The sequence below is a fragment of the Streptomyces sp. N50 genome, assembly GCF_033335955.1.
GTDB lineage: Bacteria > Actinomycetota > Actinomycetes > Streptomycetales > Streptomycetaceae > Streptomyces.
Window position 1 is genome coordinate 7,830,336 of record NZ_CP137549.1, and the last position, 22,948, is coordinate 7,853,283.

Consider the following 22,948-nt stretch of genomic DNA (forward strand, 5'->3'; position numbering starts at 1 on the left):
CGGGCCCACCCTGGAGTCATGAGCCCGAAGACCACCGAGAGCGGCGGTAGGACCGGCCAGCGGGAACGCGTGCTGACGCCCGCCCGGATCACGGTTCTGCTGCTCGCCGTCCTGGCCCTGATCTTCATCTTCGAGAACACCCGCGCCACCAAGATCCGCCTGCTGATCCCCGAGGTCACCATGCCGCTGTGGATGGCGCTGCTCGGCACGGCGGTCATCGGTGCCCTGTGCGGGTGGTATTTCATGCGACGGCGCCGTTAGGCCGGAACTAAGGTGACGGGATGCCGCACACCGCATCCCGCTACCTCGCCGAGAGCCCCCGCGTGGGCATCCGTCACTTCACGTACGACGACGGAGCCGAGTTCACCGAGCGGGTCAGGGAGAGCAAGGACCTGCACCAGCCCTGGCTGTTCCCGCCGGCGAGCGGGGACGCGTACACCGCCTACGCGCGGCGGCTGATCCAGGATCCGACCAAGGCCGGGTTCCTCGTGTGCGAGGTGGACGGCGGGGGCATCGCCGGGTTCATCAACATCAACAACATCGTCGAGGGCGGCTTCCAGTGCGGAGCCCTCGGCTACGGCGCCTTCGCGCACGCGGCCGGGCGCGGGCTGATGCGCGAGGGGATGAACCTCGTGGTGGGCCACGCCTTCGGGCCGATGCGGCTGCACCGGCTCGAAATCAACGTGCAGCCCACCAACCTCCCCTCGATCGCCCTCGCCCGCAGCTGCGGGTTCCGGCTCGAAGGGTTCTCGCCGGACATGATCTACATCGACGGCGCGTGGCGGGACCACGAGCGCTGGGCGATCACCGCCGAGATGCGGACTTCCGGTTGACCTTCATCGTGTCCAGGTCCGTGACCGTCGACTTCAGGTCACGGAAGCCGTAGCCGAGGCCCTTCAGCGCGGTCTCGGCGCGGTCCTCCGCGAGCGCGGCCGCCATCTCGTCGCCGTCGGCCGCGTCCGACACCACCACGTACCGCCACGAGAAGTGCTTGAGCGGCGCCGGTTCGTAACTGAGCGAGCCCTCCTCGGTGAACCGCATGCTCAGCATCCCGTGCTCGGCGGCCTCGCCGAGCAGCCGCTCCCGCGCCTCGTCCGTCAGCGCGTCCCAGGTGCCCCGGACGATCACCCGGTACGTGTGCTGCTCGCCCATCCGCCGTTCCACTCCTCGGTCCGTGCCGTCGGTCGCCCGACTCTACGTCGACCTGGACGAACCGCACCGGGAATTTCCGTGCCCCCGTCTTTGCGGAATCCTGACTGGCAATGCCCCTGGCCACCGCACCCGTTGCCGGGTTCCATGGTGATCGTGACGACGATCCGACGTGAGGTACTGACGCTCCCCGCAGCGGAGTTGGGTCCCGACAACCCGCTGCCCCCACTGCGTCCGCTCGACGAGGCACACCGCATAGACGACCGCGACCGCGAGGACCTCCCGCGCGACATGGCCCGCCAGGTCGGCTACGAACCCCTCCGCAGCCTGCTGCCGACCCGCGTCCGGGACGGCTACGACAGAGACCGCGCACCCCGCCGCATCGACGCCCTCGTGATCGAGAACGACCGGCTCCGCGCCACCGTGCTCCCCGCCCTCGGCGGCCGCATCGCCTCCCTCGTCCACAAGCCCACCGACCGTGAACTCCTTTACCGCAACCCGGTGTTGCAGCCCGCGAACTTCGCCCTCAACGGCGCCTGGTTCTCCGGCGGCATCGAGTGGAACATCGGCGCCACCGGCCACACCACCCTCTCCTGCGCACCCCTGCACGCCGCCCGCGTCCCGGCCCCCGACGGCGGCGAGATGCTCCGCCTGTGGGAGTGGGAACGCCTCCGCGACCTCCCCTTCCAGGTCGACCTCTGGCTCCCGGACGGCTCCGACTTCCTCTACGTCGGCGTCCGCGTCCGCAACCCGCACGAGCGGCCCGCGCCCACCTACTGGTGGTCCAACATCGCGGTACCGGAGGAACGCCGGGTCCTCGCACCGGCGGAGGAGGCCTGGCACTTCGGGTACGAGCGACGGCTGGGCCGGGTGCCGGTGCCGTCGTACGACGGATTGGACCGGTCCTATCCCCTCAACAGCCCTTACGCGGCGGACTACTTCTACGAGGTGCCGGACGGACGGCGGCGCTGGATCGCCGCGCTCGACGCCGACGGGCACGGGCTGGTGCAGACGTCGACCGACGCACTGCGGGGGCGGAAGCTGTTCGTGTGGGGCACGGGCAGCGGTGGCCGGCGCTGGCAGGAGTGGCTCAGCGAACCGGGGACCGGTGGCTACTGCGAGATCCAAGCAGGCCTGGCCCGTACGCAGTTGGAGCACGTACGGCTGGACCCGGAGAGCGAGGTGTCCTGGCTGGAGGCGTACGGGCCGCTGGACGCCGAGGCGGCGGGGGAGTGGTCCACCGTCGTGGACGGTGCCGAGGCGCGGCTCGAAACCGTCCTGCCCCGCGCCGACTTGGACGCCGCCTACGCCGCCTGGAAGCCGCACGCCGACACCGAACCCGGCGAGATCCTCGCCGTCGGCTCCGGGTGGGGCGCGCTCGAAGTCCTGCGTACCGATTGGAAGTTGCCCGGCACGCCCTTCGAGGAGTCCACGCTCGGCGAGGCCCAGGCGCCCTGGGCCGAGCTGCTGCGGAGCGGGGTCCTGCCCGAGCCGCGCCGGGTCCGGCCGCCCGGGGAGACGCTGGTCGCCTCGCACTGGCGGGACATGCTGGAGACCGCGCCCGCGACCCCGCTCACCGAGTACCACCTCGGCGTCGCGCAATGGCACGCCGGCGATCGGGCGCAGGCGGTGCGCAGTTGGGAGCGAGCCCTTGAACTCGCCCCGTCCCTCTGGCCGTTGCTGCGCTGTCTGGCCGTAGCGGATCAGGAGGCGGGGAATCACGGGCGGGCCGCGGACCGGTACAACGAGGCCTTCGCGGACCTGTGTCATGAGCGGCGGGACGCGGGGGAGCGGTGGACCGCCGCGACGGCCGCGCTCGGGCGGGAGGCCGTCGAGGCGCTGCTGCGGGTGCGGCGGACGGCCGATGCCCGGGCGGTGTGGGAGATGCTGCATCCCGTGACCCGGGAGCGCGGCCGATTCCTGCTGCTCCAGGCCGAGTTGCTGCTCGCGGAAGGGCGGCGCGACGACGCGTGGGCCGTCTTCGACGAGGGGTTCGAGGTCGCCGATCTGCGCGAGGGCGCGGAGTCGATCGGCCGGCTGTGGTCCCGGCTCACCGACGAACCACTGCCGACGCGCTACGACTTCAGGATGCGGCCCGACACGCCCTGAGACGGCGGACCGTGGACCGGCGGCCGCCGATCAGGCCCGTCGGTCCACGTACTCGTAGACCATGCCGTCCGGATGCATCGCGATCAGGTTGCGGCCCGCCGGTGAGGCGATGGGGCCCGCGACGATGTGGGCGCCCAGTTCGGTGAGGACCGCGTGGGTCTCGTCGACGTCCTTGACGGCGATGGTGGCCGCGACCTTGCGCAACACCTCCAGTTCCGCCGGAGGCCCGCTCATCAGCAGGAAACAGCCGACCGCGGCCACCGACACCCCACCGCGCTCGAAGCGGAGCGCGGTACCACCCGCGAGCCGTTCGTAGAAGGGGACGGCGGTCTCCAGGTCGTCGACGCAGATACGCAGCGTGGCTCCCAGAATCTCCATACGGACGAGCCTAGTTGGGGCGGACGGCCCTTGGTGATCCTTTCGGGCGATCCCGGTGAGCGTTCGGCACGTGTTTGGGCGGCCTGCTCAGGGGGACGCGGAATGCCTCGCAGGATCACCCCCACGAAGGAGCCCCATGGACACCGGTGAACTCGTCGAACTCGGACAGCAACTGCGCGTGGACAGTGTGCGGGCCGCCGACGCGGCGGGCTCCGGACACCCGACGTCCTCCATGTCCGCCGCGGACCTGATGGCGGTCCTGCTCGCCCACCACCTCCACTACGACTTCGACCGCCCCGCCCACCCCGGCAACGACCGCTTCGTCCTCTCCAAGGGACACGCCTCACCCCTGCTCTACGCCGCCTACAAGGCCGCGGGAGCCGTGGACGACGCCGAACTGCTCACCTTCCGCATGCTGGACAGCCGTCTCGAAGGGCATCCCACCCCGCAGCGGCTCCCGTGGGTCGAGACCGCCACCGGCTCGCTCGGCCAGGGACTGCCCGTCGGCGTCGGCATCGCCCTGTCCGGCAAGCGCCTGGAGCGCACCGGGTACCGCGTGTGGGTGCTGTGCGGGGACAGCGAGCTGGCCGAGGGCTCGGTGTGGGAGGCCGCCGAGCACGCGGCGTACGAACACCTCGACAACCTCACCCTGATCGTCGACGTCAACCGGCTCGGGCAGCGCGGGCCGACCCGGCACGGACATGATCTCGACGCGTACGCCCGCCGGTTCCGGGCCTTCGGCTGGCACACGGTGGAGGTCGACGGGCATGACGTGGACGCCGTGGACCGCGCCTACGGCGAGGCCGTGTCCACCAGCGGCCGGCCGACCGCGATCCTCGCCCGCACCCTCAAGGGCAAGGGCGTCGCCTCCGTCCAGGACCGCGAGGGCCTGCACGGCAAACCGCTGCCGGACGCGGAGGCGGCGGTCGAAGAACTCGGCGGCCCGCGCGACCTCCGCGTCCGGGTGCGGGAACCCCTGGACGCCCGCGCGCTGCACTCCGTACGTGCCGACCACCTGGAACTCCCGCGCTACGACCGGGGCGACGACGTCCCCACCCGCGACGCCTTCGGCCAGGCCCTCGCCGCGCTCGGCTCCGCCCGCGCGGACGTCGTGGCGCTCGACGGCGAGGTCGGGGACTCCACCCGCGCCGAGTTCTTCGCCAAGGAGCACCCCGACCGCTACTTCGAGTGCTACATCGCCGAGCAGCAACTGGTCGGCGCGGCCGTCGGGTTGGCGGCGCGCGGCTGGGTGCCGTACGCCTCCACGTTCGCGGCGTTCTTCACGCGCGCGTACGACTTCATCCGGATGGCCGCCGTCAGTGGCGCGGGGATCAACCTGGTCGGCTCGCACGCGGGTGTGTCCATCGGGCAGGACGGCCCCTCGCAGATGGGGTTGGAAGACCTGGCGATGATGCGCGCGGTGCACGGTTCGACGGTGCTGTATCCCTGCGACGCCAACCAGACGGCCCGGCTCGTCGCCTCGATGGCCGGCCTGGAGGGGGTGCGCTATCTGCGGACCTCGCGGGGCGCCGGGCCGGTCGTGTACGGCTCCGACGAGGAGTTCCCGGTCGGCGGCAGCAAGGTGCTGCGGTTCTCCAGCCGGGACCGGCTGACGGTCGTGGCCGCCGGGGTGACCGTGCACGAGGCGCTGGCCGCCGCCGACGCGCTGGACCGCGAGGGCATCCAGGTGCGGGTGATCGACCTGTACTCGGTCAAGCCCGTCGACGCCGAGACCCTGCGCCAGGCCGCCGAGGACACCGGCTGTCTGCTCACCGTCGAGGACCACCACCCCGAGGGCGGCCTCGGGGACGCGGTCCTGGACGCCTTCCTCGACGGGCGGCCGGTGCCGCGCCTGGTCCGGCTCGCCGTACGCTCCATGCCCGGCTCGGCGAGCCCGGCCGAGCAGCTGCACGCGGCCGGGATCGACGCGGAGTCGATCGCGGCGGCCGGGCGGCTGCTCGTGGAGACGGCGATCGTGCGCTGAACGCCGAGAGCCGGCGTCACCCTGATTCGGGTGACGCCGGCTCGACGCCTGTGTGGTTGTGGGGAAGTGCGGCTACCAGCGGTACCAGCGACCCCTGCCGCCGCCGGCCGAGGTGCCGCGCACCAGGAAGCCGAGCAGCCATACGGCGAGCACGATCAGCGCCACCCACCAGAGGATCTTCACAGCGAATCCGGCACCGAACAGGACCAGCGCCAGCAGTAGGACGATCAGGATCGGAACCATAGTGTGTTACCTCCTGACCGCCGAGTGCCCCCGATCGCGCGGATCAGACGCCCTTGCGGGCCAGGATCTCCCCGTGCAGCACGGCGAACCAGCCGTCCTCCTGCTGTCCCCACTCCCGCCACGCGTCCGCTACGGCGTTCAGCTCCTCGGTGGTCGTGTGGCCGCCATCGGTGGCGACCCCGGCGTACGAGGACGCGACGGTACGGTCCGCCCACAGGCCGCTCCACCAGGCCCGCTCGTCCGGAGTGTGGAACGTCCAGGTGCTGGAGGTGGCCGTGACGTCCGTCAGCCCGGCCCGCAGTGCCCATGATTTGAGACGGCGTCCGGCATCCGGTTCGCCGCCGTTGGCGCGGGCCACCCGGCGGTACAGGTCCAGCCAGTCGTCCAGCCCCGGCACCAGGGGGTACCAGGTCATCGCCGCGTAGTCCCCGTCGCGAACGGCGATGTAACCGGTCGGCTTGGTCACCCGCACCATCTCCCGCAGCGCCTGCACCGGATCGCCCACGTGCTGGAGCACCTGATGGGCGTGGACCACGCAGAACGTGTTGTCCGGGTAGTCCAGCGCGTGGACGTCGGCGACCGCGAAGTCCACGTTCGTCAGGCCGCGTCGGTCGGCGGTGGCCCGGGCCTGGTCCAGGATGCCCGGCTCGCGGTCGACGCCGGTGACGTGCCCGTCGGGGACCAGCGCCGCCAGGTCGGCGGTGATGGTGCCGGGACCGCAGCCGATGTCCAGGATCTTCATGTGCGGCTTGAGCGAACCGAGCAGGTAGGCCGCGGAGTTGGCGGCGGTCCGCTGGGTGTGCGAACGGAGCACGGACTCGTGGTGCCCGTGCGTGTAGACGGCGGTCTCCTGCGGTTTCGGCATGGCTCTACCTACCCCTTCGCGTCTTCTTCGGCGTAGGAGGAACGGTACGCGCGCATGTCGGATGATGAGACCTGCGTTTTACGATGTGGACTGACGGGTGATCAGGGACTCCGTCAGCGGGCGGTACACGGTCAGCGCCTCGGGCTGCTCCTCCAGCGTCAACTCACCTGCCACGTCAGTGACTTCGCCGTCGAAGGCGAGGAGCGTGCCGGGCGCCAGGCCGTTCAGGCGCAGGCGGTGCACCTGGGCCGCCGCGTGGGCGGGGGAGCGGGTGAACGGGCCCGCGAGGGCCGCCGAGAGCAGGCGCAGGGCGGGCCTGCGGCCGCCGTGCACGATCCGGATGTCGAGACGCCCGTCCGCCAGGTCGACGCGGCGGCCGGAGGCGACCCCCTTGCGGTGGTAGGTGCCGTTGCCGGCGAACAGCATCCACAACGGGCGCGTACGACCGTTCAGTTCGGCCTCCAGCGGATGCCGGTCCGCGCGCAGCACCCACAGCGCCGCGAGCACACCCGCGGGCCAGCCGCCGATCCGGGGCGCCCAGCGCTCCCGCTCGCGCACCAGCTCCGGATAGACGCCCAGGCTCAGGGTGTTGAGGAAGATGCCCCGGGTGGCGCCGGACCTGAACCGGCCCACGTCCACGCGTACGGCGTCGCCCTGCCTGATCGCCTTGCTCAGATCGCGCGGGCCCTCCACGCCGAGGTCGTAGGCGAAGTGGTTGAGGGTGCCGCCCGGGAGGACGGCGAGGGGCAGGTCGTGGCGCAGGGCGACCGCGGCCGCCGCGTTGACCGTGCCGTCGCCACCGCACACCCCGAGGACCCGGGCGCGGGTCGCCGCCTTCTCCAACTCGGCGTGTATGTCGGCCGGTTGGCAGGCGACGACCTCCGCGCCGGGCAGGAAGTCCGTCAGCGCGTCCGCCCGGTCGGCGCTGCCCGAGGCCGAGTTGACCACCATGACCAGGCCGTCGCCGTCCTCCAGCGCCGGGACCTCGGCACGCACGCGGGCCGGCGGCACGAACTGCCCGCGGGTCGGCACCATGCCACGCACCGCGAACGCGGCGCACGTGCCCAGGGCGGCGCCCGCCACGACATCGCTCGGGAAGTGGACACCGGTGTAGACGCGGGACATGGCGACCGAGAGCGCGATCGGCGCCACGACCGCGCCCCAGGCCGGGGACTCCAGGGCGACACCGGTCGCGAAGGCCGCCGCCGACGCGGCGTGACCGGACGGGAACGAGGTGGTGATCGGCTGCCGCTTCAGCTGCCGGCCCAGCGGGACGGGGTCCAGGGCGGGCCGGTGGCGGCGCACGCTCCGCTTGCCGATCGTGTTGATCGCGAGGGAGGCCAGGGACAGGGAGGCGATGCCCCGGGCGGCGGCCCGGCGGGCCCGCGGCGTACGGCTGGCGGCCACCGCGGCGGCCGTCGCGAACCACAGCACGCCGTGATCGGCACTCCGGCTCAGCCGCGGCAGCACGGGCTGGGCCGCGGGCCACTTCCGCTCCGCCGCCACCTCGAAGAGACGGCTGTCCAGGGAGAGCAGCCACGCGCGCAGGGCGTGGCGGCCGGGGAGGGGGACCGTGAGGTCGACGTCAGGGCTCATGCGGTGCCGGGTACCCTGAAATGGCCGTTTGCTGCCCGGCGGGCCGTCGGAGGAGCGTCTCCACCGCCCTTCACCGTCGGCGGACCGCTTCGTGCGGACCGCTTGGTTCCGACCGTCGGTGGACCGTTCCAACGGAGGACCCCCGCATGCGCCTGATCCTCATCCGCCACGGCCAGACCACGGCCAACGTGGACTATCTCCTCGACACGGCCATACCCGGCGCGGACCTGACCGACCTGGGCCGCCGCCAGGCCGCCGCCCTCCCCGAGGCCCTCGCCGACGAGGACATCGAGGCCCTCTACGCCTCCACCCTGATCCGCACCCAGCAGACCGCGGCCCCGCTGGCCGCCGCCCGCGGCCTCGACGTCCGCGTCCGCGACGGCATCCGCGAGCTCACTGCCGGTGACCTGGAGATGCTGCCCGGCGACACGGAGCCCGGCCACGAGTACATGCGGATCGTGTTCGCGTGGGCCGCCGGTGACACGGAGCTACGGATGCCGGGCGGCGAGAGCGGCGCCGAGGCCCTCGCCCGCTACGACGGGGTGATCGCGGAGGCCGCCGACAGCGGCGCCCGCACCGTCGCCATGATCAGCCACGGCGCCGCGATCCGGATGTGGACGTCCGCCCGCGCCGACAACATCGACGTGGACTTCGCCGCTGCCCGCCCCCTCGACAACACCGGCATCGTCGTCCTGGACGGCTCCCCGGCCGACGGCTGGAAGGCCCTGTCCTGGGAAGGCGCCCTGGTCGGGACGGCGGCACCGGACACCGACGGCGGCCCGGCCGGACAGCCGCTCGACGAGGACCAGAAGCCCTGACAGGCACAATGGGGGCGGGCGCGATAAGCGTTTGCCCGGCCGTGAGGCCACCCCACAGAATGCGTGGTCATGGGACATCTGGAAGCCGCACACCTCGAGTACTACCTCCCCGACGGGAGGCCGCTGCTCGGCGATGTGTCCTTCCGGGTCGGCGAAGGCGCCGTGGTCGCCCTGGTCGGGCCCAACGGCGCCGGCAAGACGACCCTCCTGCGGTTGATCTCCGGCGAGCTGAAACCGCACGGCGGCACGGTCACCGTGAGCGGCGGCCTGGGCGTGATGCGCCAGTTCGTGGGCTCCGTCCGCGACGAGAGCACCGTACGGGACCTGCTCGTGTCGGTCGCCCCGGCGCGCATCCGCGAGGTCGCGGCCGAGGTCGACAAGGCCGAGCACGGCATCATGACCGTCGACGACGAGGCGGCCCAACTCGCCTACGCCCAGGCCCTGTCGGACTGGGCCGAGGTGCACGGCTACGAGTTCGAGACGCTGTGGGACATGTGCACCGTGGCCGCGCTCGGAGTGCCGTACGACAAGGCGCAGTTCCGGCAGGTGAGCACGCTCTCCGGGGGTGAGCAGAAGCGGCTGGTGCTGGAGGCGCTGCTGCGCGGCAGCGAAGAGGTGCTGCTGCTCGACGAGCCGGACAACTACCTCGACGTGCCCGGGAAGCGGTGGCTGGAGGAGCGGCTCAAGGAGACCCGCAAGACGGTCCTGTTCGTCTCCCACGACCGTGAACTCCTCGCCCGCGCCGCCGAGAAGATCGTCTCCGTGGAGCCCTCGCCGACCGGCGCCGACGCCTGGGTCCACGGCGCCGGCTTCGCCACCTACCACGAGGCCCGGCGCGAACGCTTCGCCCGCTTCGAGGAGTTGCGCCGCCGCTGGGACGAGAAGCACGCCCAGTTGAAGAAGCTCGTCCTGAACCTCCGTCAGGCGGCCTCCATCTCCCACGAGTTGGCGTCCCGCTACGCCGCCGCCCAGACCCGCCTGCGCAAGTTCGAGGAGGCGGGCCCGCCCCCCGAGCCGCCGCGCGAGCAGGACATCACCATGCGCATCAAGGGCGGCCGCACCGGCGTAAGGGCCGTCACCTGCAAGGGACTTGAGCTGACGGGCCTGATGAAGCCCTTCGACCTGGAGGTCTTCTACGGCGAGAGGGTCGCCGTCCTCGGCTCGAACGGCTCGGGCAAGTCGCACTTCCTGCGTCTCCTCGCCGGCGAGGACGTGAGGCACACGGGGGAGTGGAAGCTCGGCGCGCGTGTCGTGCCAGGGCACTTCGCGCAGACCCACGCCCACCCCGAACTCCAGGGCCGCACCCTCCTCGACATCCTGTGGAAGGAGCACGCGCAGGCCCAGGGGCCCGCGATGTCCCGGCTGCGCCGCTACGAGCTCACCGGCCAGGCCGAGCAGAGCTTCGACCGGCTGTCCGGCGGGCAGCAGGCGCGCTTCCAGATCCTGCTGCTGGAACTCCAGGGTGTGACCGCGCTTCTCCTCGACGAGCCGACCGACAACCTCGACCTGGAGTCCGCCGAGGCTCTGCAGGAAGGGCTGGAGGCGTTCGACGGGACGGTGCTGTCCGTCACGCACGACCGGTGGTTCGCCCGGTCCTTCGACCGGTATCTGGTGTTCGGCAGCGACGGCAAGGTCAGGGAGACGACCGAGCCGGTGTGGGACGAGCGGCGGGTGGAGCGGGCGCGATAGGTCCGGTCGGTGCGGAGGCCGCGGGGCCTGAATGTTCGTACAGTGGCCTGAAGGACCGTGAGACTCGACGAGCGGGGCACACCATGACCGGAGTCGACCCTGCGCGCCTGGACGATGCTCAGCTCATGAAGGAGCTGGAGACCATCCACCGCACGCGCCACGACACCCTGCTGTACGGCTCGAACGACGCGCTCCGCGCCCACAACGACCGGATGGCCGGACTGGAGGGCGAGTATCTGCGCCGCCATCCGCGTCGCCTCGTGGCCCCCGGCCGTACCCGGCAGGGGGCACGCGAGCGGGACTGAGTGGTGGGTGTCTGCGCCTTGAGACGGTGTGTGTTTGTGCCTTGAGGCCGGGGGCAGGCGAACTTCCAGCGCTGGATCGCAAACGCGTTCCCACCGACGGTGACCGTCCAACCCGGAGCATGCTCAAGGGAGTTGTGACGCACCATGCCCACTCGGCCCACCCGTACGAGCACGAAACGCCATTCCCACCATGACGCCCCCGACACCGCCGAGGCGTTCCGCACCCTGGCCGCGCTGCCTCCCGGTCCGCGGCACGACACCGTCCGCGAACACATCGTCGAGGCGTGGCTGCCCATGGCCGACCGGCTCGCGGGGCGGTTCCGCAACCGGGGGGAGAGTACCGAGGACTTACGGCAGGTCGCTGCCCTCGGGCTGGTGAAAGCCGTGGACCGGTACGACCCCGAGCGCGGGAACGCGTTCGAGAGCTATGCCGTGCCGACGATCACCGGTGAGATCAAGCGGCATTTCCGGGATCACATGTGGACGTTGCATGTGCCCCGGCGGGTGCAGGATCTGCGGAACCGGGTGCGGGTCGCCGGGCAGGAGCTTGCCCAGACCGTGCCGGGGCGGCGGCCTACCGTGGCGGAGATCGCCGCGCACGCGTGTCTCTCCGAGGAGGAGGTGCGGGTGGGGCTTGAGGCGTTGGAGAGTTTCAGCGCGTTGTCGCTGGACGCGGAGTTTCCTGGGGGTGAGGACGGGTGGGCGTTGGGTGACGTGCTTGGGTCGGCTGATCCGGCGTTGGATGTCGTCGTTGATCGGGAGGCTGTGCGGCCTCGGCTTGCCGCGTTGCCCCAGCGGGACCGGGAGATCCTGTACCTGCGGTTCTTTGGGGATATGACGCAGAGCCGGATGGCTGAGCGGTTCGGGATTTCGCAGATGCATGTGAGTCGGTTGATCAGTCGGTGTTGTCTTCGTATCCGGAAGCAGGTTCTGGAGGATGCGGCTTAGTCGTCGGGGGCGCGTGCGTCGTGGCTGGTCGCGCCCGCGCGGCGGAGCCGCACATTGATACAGCCCCGCGCCTGTGACGGGGCGCCCCGGCCGGCCTGGATTTCACTCGCTCGGCCCCTCACGTCCCGCTAATGGGGCTTGGCCGCGCGCGGTGATGACCGGACCGGGCTTCGATGGGTGTTGCCGTCGTCCTCGGTCTAAGGAGACCCGCTCATGCGTCGCATCGCCGTTGCTCTGTCCGTCGTCGCTCTTGTCGGCGCCGGTGGGCCCGCGCTGGCCGCTGATCCGGGGGCCGAGGTCAGTCCGAGCAGTGTGCGGCCGGGTGGGAGTGTCACCGTTTCCGTCACCTGCGAGGCCATCGGGGGGACCGCGGCCGAGACCATCGACGCGACGTCCCAGGGGTTCGACGACGGGACCGTTCAGCTTCAGCGGGTGCCCGGCAACGACGACCGGGCTGCCGGAGCCGCCTACCGGGGGACCGCGCGGATCTCCGCGGACGGAGTCGAGCGGGATGCCGCGTGGACCGTCGACGGGACGTGTCCCGCGCCGCCCGGGGGACAGGGGCGGCCCTGGAGCGCGACCTTCAGTATCGAGCGCGGGGGAGGGGGCGGGCAGCCGCCTTGTCAGGAGCCTCGGGGAGATGCCTGTGGTGGTGTGCCCGCGGCGATCCAGCGCGGGGTGCAGGCCGGGGAGGGCGGGACCTTCACCGACTCCGTTCCGGCTCTGGTCGCCGGTGGTGTGCTGATCGCCGCTGCCTTCGGCGGGGCCGTGTACCGGCTGCGCAGGCGGACGCCCGGGCACTGAGCGCGCGATCGGGACACGGCACGGCACTGCACGAGGGACTGCGCGGAGGCACCATGCGGCAGGCGGACGCGGTAGGCCAGGGGCCCGTCCGGTATGGGCCGGTGTTTCCCGACGACGGGCTTCCCGTGCTGCCGGAACTGGCCGCCGTACTCGCCGCCGCCGCGTCCCGCACCGAGGAGCAGCCGGTGGGCGGAGCCCCCGTACTGCTGGACGCCGCTCGCGGTTACTTCGAACGCCGGGGCCTGCCCGCCGAACCCGCCCGCGTGGCCGCCGCCCCGGGTGCCCCCGCGCTGCTGGTCGCGCTGACCGCCGCGCTCGGCGGTGACGTGCTCGTCCCCAGACCCTGCGCCGCCTGGTGGGCGCCGTACGCGCGCCTGTTGGGCAGATCCGTGTTCCATGTGGGCACCCCGGCCGAGTGCGGCGGGGTGCCCGATCCGTACGTGCTGCTGGAGACCGTGCGCCGGGTCCGGGACGAGGGCGGTGATCCGCGGCTGCTCGTCCTCTCGGTGGCCGACGACCCGACCGCGACCGTCGCGCCGCCCGAGGTCATGCACGAGACCGTCGAGGCCGCCGCGGCCGAGGGCCTGCACCTGGTCAGCGACGAGACCTGGCGCGACACCCTGCACGCACCCCGGGCCACCATGCTGCTCAGCCCCGCCGAGATGCTGCCCGACAAGGTCACCGTCGTCACCGACCTGGCCGGCGCGCTCCTCCCGTCCGGCTGGCCGGCCGCCGTCGCGCGCTTCCCCGCGGGCCGCGCGGGGCAGGCGCTCCGCGCGCGCGTGCTCGACGTCCTCACCGCACTCGGCGCCCGGGTCGCGGCCCCGGTCGCCGCCGCGGCCGCCCACGCCCTGGGCGAACCGGCACCCGTCCTCGCCCGCCGCGACACCGCCGTAGACCTCCACGCGCGCGTGGCCGCCGCCGCGCACGCCGCCGTCACCGCGGCGGGCGCGTTCTCCCGGCCGCCGCGGGCGGGACGTCATCTGTACGTCGATCTCGGGCCGTTGCGCCACGCGCTCACCCCGCAGGGAGTGGGCGACGCGCAGGACCTGGAGGAGTTCCTCACCGCCCGGCTCGGCATGCCCGCGCCGGGCGGCCACCGTTTCGGCGACGACCTGGGCGCGCTGCGGGTACGGCTGTCCACCGGACCGCTGCTGGGCCGAACCGACACCGAACGCGCGGAATGCCTCACGTCACCCTTGCCGTTGGAACTGCCACACGTGCAACGCGCGTTGATGTCCTTGAGGTCGATCTTCGACGATCTCCGCGACGACGCTCAGCGATGGGAGCCTCCTCGATGACGCAGCAGTCCGAGTCGACCACCGACACCAGTACGGCCACGCGGGAAGCGGCCGCCCCGACGCCCCCGTTCACCCCTTCCTCTTCCTCCCCGCCGCTCGCCGAGCCCCGCCCCCTCGGCGAGCGCCGCGTGTGGCCCCGCGCCTTCCACGACCGCCTCACCGCCCCGCTCCCCGGTCTCAACGCCTACGCCCGCTTCGCCCGCGAGGGTTCCGTGCGCCCCCGCCCCGAGGGCCTCGCCGACATCCCCCAACTCCCGTTCGCCCCCAAGCCGTTGCCCCAGGTCGACGCCCTGACCGTCGCCGTCACCTGGGCGGGACACGCCAGTTGGGTGGTCCAGATCGGCGGCCTGACGATCCTCACCGACCCGGTCTGGTCACGCCGGATCCTCGGCACCCCGGCCCGGATCACCCCCGTAGGAGTCGCCTGGGAAGCACTCCCGCCCATCGACGCCGTCGTCATCAGCCACAACCACTACGACCACCTCGACGCCCCCACCCTGCGCCGACTCCCGCGCCACACCCCGGTGTTCGCGCCGGCAGGCCTCGGCAGCTGGTTCCGCCGCCGCAGATTCACCCACGTCACCGAGCTCGACTGGTGGGAAGCGGCCCAACTCGACGGCGTCCGCCTCGACTTCGTCCCCGCCCACCACTGGTCCAAGCGCTCCCTCACCGACACCTGCCGTTCCCTGTGGGGCGGTTGGGTCCTGACAGCCCCCGACGGCCAACGCGTCTACTTCGCCGGCGACACGGGCTACGGCCACTGGTTCTCCCGAATCGGCCACCGCTACCCGGGAATTGACCTCGCCCTCCTCCCCATCGGCGCCTACGACCCCCGCTGGTGGCTGAGCGACGTCCACTGCGACCCGGAGGAAGCGGTGCGGGCCGTACAGGATCTGGGCGCGAGGCGAATGGCCCCCATGCACTGGGGCACGTTCGTCCTGTCGGCAGAGCCGGTCCTGGAACCCCTGACGAGGGTCAGGGCAGCCTGGGAGAAGGCCGAGCGGACGCGCGAAGACCTGTGGGACTTGCCGGTGGGAGCCTCAAGAGTCCTGGACTAAACGCCCTTCTTTTTAGGGGCGCGGGGCTGTGTCAATTTGCGGCTCCGCCGCGGGGCGCGACCAGCCACAACGAACCCGCACCCCGCAACGAAACATCAACTGGCAGCCCGAACCCGCTTCCAAACAGTCGGCGCCACACTGATCACCACGGTCAGCACAACCGCCGCGACCACCCCTTCCCACGGCTCCGGAAACAACGAACCCCCAAGGATGCCGATCAGCTGGTACGTCACCGCCCACGCCAGACACGCGGGCGCATTCCCCCGGGCGAACCGGCGGATCGGCCACTCCGCCATCAGACAAGCCAACATCACCGGAATACGCCCGGCCGGCACCAACCGGGACAGCACCAGCACCGCGACCCCATGGTCGGCAAGCTTTGCCTGCGCCTGCTCCAACCGATCCTCCGGCGCCCGCGAACGAATCGCCTCCAACCACCGAGACCCGTTCTTCGACCCCATCCCCCGCCGCCCCAGCCAGTACAGCGCGACGTCCCCGAGAAACGCGGCCAGCGAAGCCGTGACAAAGACCAGCGCCAACGCGAACGGCGCCGTCTGGTGAAACGCGACCACAGCCGCCGAACTCACCAGCGCCCCCGTCGGAATCACCGGCACCAGCGCCCCGAACAGCACCAGCAGGAACAACGACGGGTACCCGATGGCCTGTTGAGCGGATTCGGGCGACGTCGTGGCCGTAGCGGCCGCGATCCAGCTCACCGCGCGACCTCCGGCCGCACGCTCTCCCCGTGCCCGAGCCGGTGCACCGAGACGGAGGGCGCGAGTTGGGCGGCGATCCGGACGAACTCGTCGCCAGGCGTGTGGAATTCGTGCGGCCGCACCGCGTCCATCCCGATCGGCCAGTACGTGCCGTAGTGCACCGGCACCGCACTGCGCGGCGAGAGCCGGGCCAGCGCCTGGGCCGCGCGCCCCGCGTCGAGATGCCCCTCGCCGAGATACGGGCCCCAGCCGCCCACCGGCAGCAGCGCCACGTCGACCGGCCCGACCTCCTTGGCCATGTCGTCGTACAGCCCGGTGTCCCCGGCGAAGTAGGTCCGAGCCTCGCCCTCGACGACGTAGCCCAGCGCGGGGGAGCGGTGCGGGCCGACCGGCAGCCGGCGGCCGTCGTGCCGTGCGGGGACGGCCCGTACGACCAGGTCACCGACCATCGCCCGGTCGCCGGGGGCCACCTCGTCGATCCGCAGCTGCCGGAGCCGGCGCAGTCCGGGCACCGCGCGGAGTGCGCCCCGGGGCACGAGCAGGCGCGTACCCGGGGCGAGGGCGGCGAGCGAGGGAAGGTGCAGGTGGTCGGCGTGGAGGTGGGAGACGAGCGCCAGGTCCGCGCGCCGGGCCTCGGGCGGTGGTACCGCGCCCCGGCGGCGTCGTAGATGTGCGAGTCGGCGCGCGAACAGGGGGTCGGTGAGGACGCGTACGTCCGAGTCCTCGATCGTGCAGGTGGCGTGACCCCACCAGGTGATCTCCACCGGCACCTTCTTTGCCTCCTTCGCGCGACTCCCCCGAAGCCTACGGGCAGGAGTAGGGTCGGCGGCGAAACCCGGAGGTGAGGGGGACGCCATGGGACAGGTACGCGGTGCCTCGGGTATGCCCTCGCGGCTGCGGGTCACGGCGATCGCCAGCCTGACGCCGCTGGAGGAGCTGGACGACGACCCCTTCCTGGTCGACTCCCGCAGCCAGCACGCGATGTGCGCCCGCTGGGCCGCCGACCACGGCTATGTGATCGCCCGCGAGCTTCTGGTGCGCGGGCTGCGCCCCGACCACTGCGCCCTGTGGGACGGCGTCCGCCCCGGCCTCGACCTGTTCGTCGCCCCCAGCCGCCGGGTCCTGGAGAGCGCGCTGTCCTCCGTCGACGAGTTCACCGACGAGTGCGCGCGACGCGGGGTGCGGATCGAGACGGTCGGCCGCGCGGAACCCGCCTACGACGCCCAGATGAAGGCCAGCGTGCACCGGCGGCTGTCGATGCCCACGGCGGGCTACGACGGCCGGTGACATCTGGACCGTTCCACCCGTTGTGACAAGGTGGGTGGAGGCCCGCCAGGTCGTCGGGCCAGGGACGTGAGGTGTACGGGGCGTGGGTGGAGCGCGTTGGCGGCGGCTCGCCAGTCAGGCCGGGCGGAGCATCGCGGTGTGGGCCGTCTCCACGGTCACCATGCTGGTGCTGGCCGGGATCCTGCCGGACTTCAAGCTCCAGTCGGCGGACGGTGACAGCGCGACCCGGATCGGCGTCACGGCCGCGTTCGGCGCCGGTGCCTTCGGTCTGCTGTCGGCGCTCGTCTGGCCGCTCCTGGTACGGCTGTTGCTGCTGGTGCCCGCGCTCGTCCTCGGTCTCCTCGTCTTCGTGCTCAACGGGTCGCTGCTGCTGATCGCCCTGCGCATCAACCCGGACGGCGGGCTGCGCGGCCAGGTCGCCCCCGAGACCGCCGTCGTCGTGGCCGCCGTGATGTCCGCCGTCGCCTCCGCCACCGGCGGTGCGCTGGCCGTGCGCGACGACGACGCCTACCGCCGCCGCCTCTACCGCCTCGCCGACCGCCGCCGAAGAGCCATGCCGCCCGGCCCGTCCAGCCCCGGCACCGTCTTCCTCCAGCTCGACGGCGTCGGCCACGACGTGCTGCTCGCGGCCGTGGCCAAGGGCCTGATGCCGACCGTCGCGAAGCTCCTCGGCGGCGACCGCCCCAGCCACCGCCTCACTCCCTGGCGCACCGACTGGTCCAGCCAGACCGGCGCCAGCCAGCTCGGCATCCTGCACGGTTCCAACCACGACATCCCCGCGTTCCGCTGGTACGAGAAGGACACCGGCGAGGTGATGGTCTGCAACCGCCCGACCAGCGCGGCCGAACTCCAGCGCCGGGCCGTCGAGTTCACCGGCGACGGCGGTCTCCTCACGCTCGACGGCGCCAGCCGCGGCAACCTGTTCAGCGGCGGCGCGGACGAACAGGCCCTCGTCCTGTCCATCGCCATCCGCCGCCGGGGCCGCGAGAACCGTTCCCGCGCGGGCTACTTCGCCTACTTCTCCGACCCGGCCAACGCCGTCCGCACCGCGATGTCCTTCGTCGCCGAGGTCGGCCGCGAGATCGGCCAGTCGACCCGCTCCCGCCTCACCAAGCAGCGCCCCCGGATCAAGCGCGGCGGCCTCTACCCCCTCGTCCGCGCCTTCGCGACGGTCGTCGAACGGGACGTCGTGGTCGCCGCCGTCATGGGCGACATGCTCGCCGGCCGCACCGCCGTCTACGCCGACCTCGTGGCCTACGACGAGGTCGCCCACCACTCCGGCCCGCGCAGCCGCGACGCCGCCAAGGTGCTCCAACGTTTGGACCGGTCCATCGCGCTGATCGAGAACGTCGCCGAGCACGCCCCGCGCCCGTACCGCATCGTCGTCCTCTCCGACCACGGCCAGAGCCCCGGCGAGACCTTCCAGGGCCGCTACGGCCTCACCCTCGGCGACCTGGTGCGCGCGGGCTGCGGGCTGCCCGTGCCGCGCCGGGCCCGCCGCACCCACAGCGGCGCCGAGGCGCGCGCCGCCGTCCGCGCGGCGCTGCGCCGGCCGGTCGAGGAACGCGACGGACAGCACGGCCGCCGCTCCGAGCCGGTCGTGCTGGCCTCCGGCAACCTCGGCCTGGTCTCCTTCCCGGACGTGCCGCACCGCATGTCCAAGGAGGAGATCGACGCCCGGCACCCGGCGCTGCTGACGACCCTCGCCAACCACCCCGGCGTCGGCTTCGTCCTCGTGCGCAGCGAGGAGCACGGAGGGGTCGTGCTGGGGGCACACGGCGCGGAACTCCCGGTGGCCGAACTCGACGACAAACAGGGCCCGTTGGCCGACTTCGGCCCCGGTGTCGCGGACGCCGTCCGGCGCACCCACTCCTTCCCGCACACCGCCGACATCATGGTCAACTCCTGGTACGACCCCGCCGAGGGCGAAGTCCTCGCCTTCGAGGAGCAGATCGGCTCGCACGGCGGCCTCGGCGGCGCCCAGGCCAAGCCGTTCCTGCTGTCGCCGCACACCTTCTCCGCACCGGTCGACGACGGGGAGGACCTCGTCGGCGCCGAGCAGGTCCACCGGGTTCTGCGACGCTGGCTGCGCGAGTGCAACGGGCCTCAAGTGCCGCTGACGGACGAGCAGTCGGAGCGGGCCGCCTGAAAATCGGCTGCGCCGGGTGGGTCGTAGGCACACACTGGGGGCATTGGAGCGCGTTTGCGCCCTTGTCGAACCCCCTTGAGGAGAGCCTCTTTTGCAGGCTGCTGTGACTGTCACTCCCGCCCGCATACCGGAGCTGCTGCTCGGTCTCGCGACCGTGCGGCCCGTGTTCATCTGGGGTGCGCCCGGCATCGGAAAGTCGTCCCTGGTAAGGGAGTTCGCCGAATCGCTGGGCCTGGAGTGCGTGAGTCTGCTCGGTACGCAGCTCGCGCCCGAGGACCTGATCGGGGTGCCGCAGATCCGGGACGGGCGGTCGGTGTTCTGTCCGCCGGAGGCGATCGCGCGGGACGAGCCGTACTGCCTGTTCCTCGACGAACTCAACGCGGCCACACCGGATGTGCAGAAGGCGTTCTACTCGCTGATCCTGGACCGCCGTATCGGGAACTACGAACTCCCCAAGGGGTCGATCGTGATCGGCGCGGGGAACCGGGCCACCGACAACGCCCTGGCCCGGCCGATCTCCTCCGCGCTGATCAACCGGCTGACCCACGTGCACCTTGAGGCGTCGCCCAAGGACTGGCTCGACTGGGCCGCCGCCAACGGGATCCACCCGTGGATCCTGGACCACCTCACCGACCGGCCCGACCACCTGTGGTCCAAGCCGCCGAAGACCGAGGAGGCCTTCTCCACGCCCCGGTCCTGGCACATGCTCTCCGACGCGCTGGGCTCCTTCGGGCCCGACCTGGACGAGGACACCCTCAAGGTCATCGCGCACGGCACGCTGACCCCGGCCCACGCGGTCGCGTTCTGCGGGTACGTCAAGATCGTGCGCAGCCGGTTCGGCATCGAGGCGATCATCAAGGGCGACGCGCGCTGGCCGCACCGCCCCGAGGACCGCGACCTGCTGTACTACCTCGCCGAGTCCTTCCGGGGCCGGCTCGTCAAGGAACTCCCGGTCAGCAAAGAGCACTTGTCGGCGAACGGGCTCCAAACCGCCTACCGCGCCAAGTCGTTGCTCGTGCAGCTCGCCGAGATCTCGGTGGAGGTCGCGCAGAGCGTCATCGCCCCGGACACCGACGGCAATCCGCTGCTGCCCGCCTGGTTCCTGGTCGAGGCGGCCCGGGACATGCCCCGGCTGGTCGAGGCCCGGCAGTGAGCCGCCCCCAGGGCAAGGGGAAGCCGAAGAAGAAGGACCTCGCCGCCGAGGCCTTCGAGGAAGGGCTGCGCCTCGTGCGGGCCAACCGCGCGCTCGCCGCCATCGGCTTCTCCACCTGCCGCCGGGACGACTGCCCCCACACGCCCAACTCCGGTCTGGTGCGCGTCGATTCCGACGGAGTGCTGCACGTCCACCCCACCCGCCGCGCCGAACCCGCCGAGTGGGCCTGGGCCATCGCGCACTGCATCATCCACCTGGGCTTCGGCCATGTCCCGGCCGCGCCGAAGCTGCGCGACCAGCCCGACGGCCCCGCCCTCGCGGCCAACTGCGCCGTCGTCAACCGCTTCCTGCTCGGCTTCCCCATCGGGGTCACCCCCGAGGACCTGCCCGCCTCCTACCCGGGCGGCGACGAGGACCAACTCGCCGCCCGCTGGCGCCGCGACGGCGTCCCGTCCCACTACGAGCGCTGCGGTACGGCGGGCGGCGAGCCGGACCAACTGCTCGTGCCGTGGGACACCTGGCGGGGCGGCAAGGCCCCCGACTGGCAGCTCAGCTTCGCCAACGCCCTCACCCGCACCGTGGCCACGGCGATGGACGTGGCGGGCGGCCGGCGCGCCTCGATGCGCGGCGGACCCACCCGACTCCAGCCCTGGGAAAGGGCGTTGAGCTGGTTCGTCTCCTCCTACCCGCTCCTCGGCGGCATCGCGGCCGGCATCACCCTCGTCGCCGACGCCGAACTCGCCCGCGCCCACGGCATCTCCGTCGCGGCCGTCGACACCGGCGCGGCCGAGATCTACGTCAACCCGCTGCGCCAACTCGACGACGAGGAATGGCGGTTCGTCCTCGCCCACGAGATGCTGCACGCCGCCCTGCGCCACGGCGACCGCTGCGGCGTCCGCGACCCCTACCTCTTCAACATCGCCGCCGACTACGTCATCAACGGCTGGCTGTGCGAGATGGACGTCGGCCGGATGCCCGAAGGGCTGCTGTACGACCCGGAGTTGAAGGACCTCTCGGCCGAGGAGGTCTACGACCGGATCGCCGGTGACCTGCGCCGGATGCGCCGCCTGGCCACCCTGCGCGGCAAGGGCGTCGGCGACATCCTCGGCGGCCCGCTCGGCAGCCCGCGCGACTACGTGGACCTCGACGAGTTCTACCGGCGCGGTCTCGCCCACGGCCTCGACCTGCACCAGCAGTACGAACGCGGCTTCCTGCCCGGCGGGTTGGTCGAGGAGATCCGCGCGCTCAGTCATCCGCCGCTGCCGTGGGACGCCCAACTCGCCCGCTGGTTCGACGAGTTCGTGCCACGCCCCGAGCCCGTACGGTCGTACGCCCGCCCCTCGCGCCGTCAGTCGTCCACCCCCGACATCCCGCGCGCGGGCCGCTATTTCCCGCCCGAGGAGATCGCCCGCTGCACCTTCGGCGTCGTCCTCGACACCTCCGGCTCCATGGACCGGGGCCTCCTCGGCAAGGCGCTGGGCGCGATCGCCTCGTACGCCGAGGCCCGTGACGTACCGGCCGCCCGGGTCGTGTTCTGCGACGCGGCCCCGCACGACGCGGGCTATGTGTCGGTCACCGACATCGCGGGGCGGGTCCGGGTGCACGGGCGCGGTGGAACGGTCCTGCAGCCCGGGATCGATCTGCTGCACCGCGCGGACGACTTCCCGCGGGGCGCGCCGGTCCTCGTCATCACGGACGGCTGGTGCGACGTGCTGCGGGTGCGGCGCGAACACGCCTATCTGATCCCGCAGAACGCTCGTCTGCCGTTCACCGCCCGTGGGCCGGTCTTTCGGGTGAGCTGAGGCGGAATGTGATCGGATGGCTCCGAAAGACATCCGCTTCGAAAGGAATCACCGTGGCAACCACGCGCACCGCACACACCGTCTGGGAAGGCGAACTCATCAAGGGCAGCGGCGAGGTCACCTTCGACTCGTCAGGCATCGGTGTGCAGCCGGTGACGTGGGCGTCGCGCGCCGAGCAGGCCAACGGCAAGACCAGCCCCGAAGAGCTGATCGCCGCCGCCCACTCCAGCTGCTTCTCCATGGCGCTGTCGCACGGCCTGACCGGCGCGGGCACCCCGCCCACCCGCCTGGAGACCAAGGCCGACGTCACCTTCCAGCCCGGCGAGGGCATCACCGGCATCCACCTCACCGTCCGCGGCGAGGTCCCCGGCCTGGACGAGGCCGGCTTCGCCGCCGCCGCCGAGGACGCCAAGAAGAACTGCCCGGTCAGCCAGGCCCTCGCGGGTACGACGATCACGCTGACGGTGGAATCCGCCTGACCCCCGCTTCCCCTCCCGTCTCGATGCCGCGCCCGGAAAAACGGGTGCGGCATTGACATTCCCGCACTCAAGTTCTCAGCTGGAGATCGGGCAGCGCCTGGCGGAAGGGGACGGC

General features: G+C 72.1%; 23 protein-coding genes. 16 read left to right on the top strand and 7 right to left on the bottom strand.

The window, feature by feature from the left end; translation table 11 throughout:
* The first annotated feature begins 18 nt into the window (after window positions 1-18).
* Both R2B38_RS34855 and R2B38_RS34860 read left to right on the top strand, forming a co-directional pair.
* Complete coding sequence (locus tag R2B38_RS34855) at window positions 19-261, top strand: LapA family protein (RefSeq protein WP_266774077.1); 243 nt, start codon at window positions 19-21, stop codon at window positions 259-261.
* Between the two features lie 20 nt (window positions 262-281).
* Window positions 282-833, top strand: a complete 552-nt coding sequence (locus R2B38_RS34860; RefSeq protein ID WP_318019786.1) for a GNAT family protein — start codon at window positions 282-284, stop codon at window positions 831-833.
* On the opposite strand, the gene R2B38_RS34865 is transcribed toward R2B38_RS34860, so the two are convergent.
* Window positions 805-1,152 carry a DUF6204 family protein gene (locus tag R2B38_RS34865; RefSeq protein ID WP_318019787.1) on the bottom strand — a complete coding sequence of 116 codons (348 nt, stop codon included), beginning with the start codon at window positions 1,150-1,152 and terminating at the stop codon, window positions 805-807. The two genes, R2B38_RS34860 and R2B38_RS34865, sit on opposite strands and share 29 nt — an antisense overlap.
* A gap of 144 nt (window positions 1,153-1,296) precedes the next feature.
* Here R2B38_RS34865 and R2B38_RS34870 point away from each other — a divergent pair, with 144 nt between their 5' ends.
* Window positions 1,297-3,258 (top strand): DUF5107 domain-containing protein, encoded by a 1,962-nt coding sequence (locus R2B38_RS34870; RefSeq protein WP_318019788.1) that lies wholly within the window; start codon window positions 1,297-1,299, stop codon window positions 3,256-3,258.
* Window positions 3,259-3,288: 30 nt separating this feature from the next.
* Here R2B38_RS34870 and R2B38_RS34875 read toward each other — a convergent pair whose 3' ends face one another.
* Window positions 3,289-3,636, bottom strand: a complete 348-nt coding sequence (locus R2B38_RS34875) for a VOC family protein (protein WP_033279350.1) — start codon at window positions 3,634-3,636, stop codon at window positions 3,289-3,291.
* A gap of 136 nt (window positions 3,637-3,772) precedes the next feature.
* Between R2B38_RS34875 and R2B38_RS34880 the strand changes: the two genes are divergently transcribed.
* Entirely contained in the window at window positions 3,773-5,620 is a 1,848-nt protein-coding gene (locus R2B38_RS34880) for a transketolase (protein ID WP_318019789.1), read from the top strand.
* A gap of 72 nt (window positions 5,621-5,692) precedes the next feature.
* Here R2B38_RS34880 and R2B38_RS34885 read toward each other — a convergent pair whose 3' ends face one another.
* The 3 genes from R2B38_RS34885 to R2B38_RS34895 form a co-directional block, all read right to left on the bottom strand.
* Window positions 5,693-5,863, bottom strand: a complete 171-nt coding sequence (locus R2B38_RS34885; protein WP_033279348.1) for a hypothetical protein — start codon at window positions 5,861-5,863, stop codon at window positions 5,693-5,695.
* A gap of 43 nt (window positions 5,864-5,906) precedes the next feature.
* Complete coding sequence (locus tag R2B38_RS34890; protein WP_318019790.1) at window positions 5,907-6,728, bottom strand: class I SAM-dependent methyltransferase; 822 nt, start codon at window positions 6,726-6,728, stop codon at window positions 5,907-5,909.
* 78 nt (window positions 6,729-6,806) lie between these two features.
* Entirely contained in the window at window positions 6,807-8,324 is a 1,518-nt protein-coding gene (locus R2B38_RS34895) for a bifunctional phosphatase PAP2/diacylglycerol kinase family protein (RefSeq protein WP_318019791.1), read from the bottom strand.
* Window positions 8,325-8,470: 146 nt separating this feature from the next.
* On the opposite strand from R2B38_RS34895, the gene R2B38_RS34900 reads away from it, so the two are divergent.
* From R2B38_RS34900 to R2B38_RS34930, 7 genes are all read left to right on the top strand, one after another.
* Entirely contained in the window at window positions 8,471-9,142 is a 672-nt protein-coding gene (locus tag R2B38_RS34900) for a histidine phosphatase family protein (protein WP_318019792.1), read from the top strand.
* A gap of 69 nt (window positions 9,143-9,211) precedes the next feature.
* Window positions 9,212-10,831 (top strand): ABC-F family ATP-binding cassette domain-containing protein, encoded by a 1,620-nt coding sequence (locus R2B38_RS34905; protein ID WP_318019793.1) that lies wholly within the window; start codon window positions 9,212-9,214, stop codon window positions 10,829-10,831.
* Window positions 10,832-10,914: 83 nt separating this feature from the next.
* Window positions 10,915-11,136, top strand: coding sequence for a DUF6158 family protein (locus R2B38_RS34910; protein ID WP_019062892.1), 222 nt, complete (start codon window positions 10,915-10,917; stop codon window positions 11,134-11,136).
* A gap of 144 nt (window positions 11,137-11,280) precedes the next feature.
* Window positions 11,281-12,084 (top strand): RNA polymerase sigma factor SigF, encoded by an 804-nt coding sequence (locus tag R2B38_RS34915; protein WP_318019794.1) that lies wholly within the window; start codon window positions 11,281-11,283, stop codon window positions 12,082-12,084.
* 213 nt (window positions 12,085-12,297) lie between these two features.
* Window positions 12,298-12,888 carry a hypothetical protein gene (locus tag R2B38_RS34920; protein ID WP_318019795.1) on the top strand — a complete coding sequence of 197 codons (591 nt, stop codon included), beginning with the start codon at window positions 12,298-12,300 and terminating at the stop codon, window positions 12,886-12,888.
* Window positions 12,889-12,941: 53 nt separating this feature from the next.
* On the top strand, window positions 12,942-14,189 hold the full coding sequence (locus R2B38_RS34925; RefSeq protein ID WP_318019796.1) for an aminotransferase class I/II-fold pyridoxal phosphate-dependent enzyme: 1,248 nt from the start codon (window positions 12,942-12,944) through the stop codon (window positions 14,187-14,189).
* Window positions 14,186-15,247, top strand: coding sequence for an MBL fold metallo-hydrolase (locus tag R2B38_RS34930; protein WP_318019797.1), 1,062 nt, complete (start codon window positions 14,186-14,188; stop codon window positions 15,245-15,247). Before R2B38_RS34925 ends, R2B38_RS34930 begins: the two co-directional genes overlap by 4 nt.
* 95 nt (window positions 15,248-15,342) lie before the next feature.
* Here R2B38_RS34930 and R2B38_RS34935 read toward each other — a convergent pair whose 3' ends face one another.
* Window positions 15,343-15,963: a DedA family protein gene (locus tag R2B38_RS34935; protein ID WP_318019798.1), complete on the bottom strand. Its 621-nt coding sequence runs from the start codon at window positions 15,961-15,963 to the stop codon at window positions 15,343-15,345.
* Window positions 15,960-16,733: an MBL fold metallo-hydrolase gene (locus R2B38_RS34940; RefSeq protein WP_318019799.1), complete on the bottom strand. Its 774-nt coding sequence runs from the start codon at window positions 16,731-16,733 to the stop codon at window positions 15,960-15,962. The genes R2B38_RS34935 and R2B38_RS34940 overlap by 4 nt, the downstream gene beginning before the upstream one ends.
* A gap of 85 nt (window positions 16,734-16,818) precedes the next feature.
* Here R2B38_RS34940 and R2B38_RS34945 point away from each other — a divergent pair, with 85 nt between their 5' ends.
* From R2B38_RS34945 to R2B38_RS34965, 5 genes are all read left to right on the top strand, one after another.
* On the top strand, window positions 16,819-17,250 hold the full coding sequence (locus R2B38_RS34945) for a hypothetical protein (protein WP_318019800.1): 432 nt from the start codon (window positions 16,819-16,821) through the stop codon (window positions 17,248-17,250).
* Between the two features lie 82 nt (window positions 17,251-17,332).
* Window positions 17,333-19,399 (top strand): phage holin family protein, encoded by a 2,067-nt coding sequence (locus R2B38_RS34950; RefSeq protein WP_318019801.1) that lies wholly within the window; start codon window positions 17,333-17,335, stop codon window positions 19,397-19,399.
* 91 nt (window positions 19,400-19,490) lie between these two features.
* Window positions 19,491-20,552 carry an ATP-binding protein gene (locus tag R2B38_RS34955; RefSeq protein WP_200690904.1) on the top strand — a complete coding sequence of 354 codons (1,062 nt, stop codon included), beginning with the start codon at window positions 19,491-19,493 and terminating at the stop codon, window positions 20,550-20,552.
* Window positions 20,549-22,354 carry a DUF2201 family putative metallopeptidase gene (locus tag R2B38_RS34960; RefSeq protein WP_318019802.1) on the top strand — a complete coding sequence of 602 codons (1,806 nt, stop codon included), beginning with the start codon at window positions 20,549-20,551 and terminating at the stop codon, window positions 22,352-22,354. Before R2B38_RS34955 ends, R2B38_RS34960 begins: the two co-directional genes overlap by 4 nt.
* A 53-nt stretch (window positions 22,355-22,407) precedes the next feature.
* Window positions 22,408-22,833, top strand: coding sequence for an OsmC family peroxiredoxin (locus R2B38_RS34965; protein WP_318019803.1), 426 nt, complete (start codon window positions 22,408-22,410; stop codon window positions 22,831-22,833).
* Window positions 22,834-22,948 lie beyond the last annotated feature (115 nt).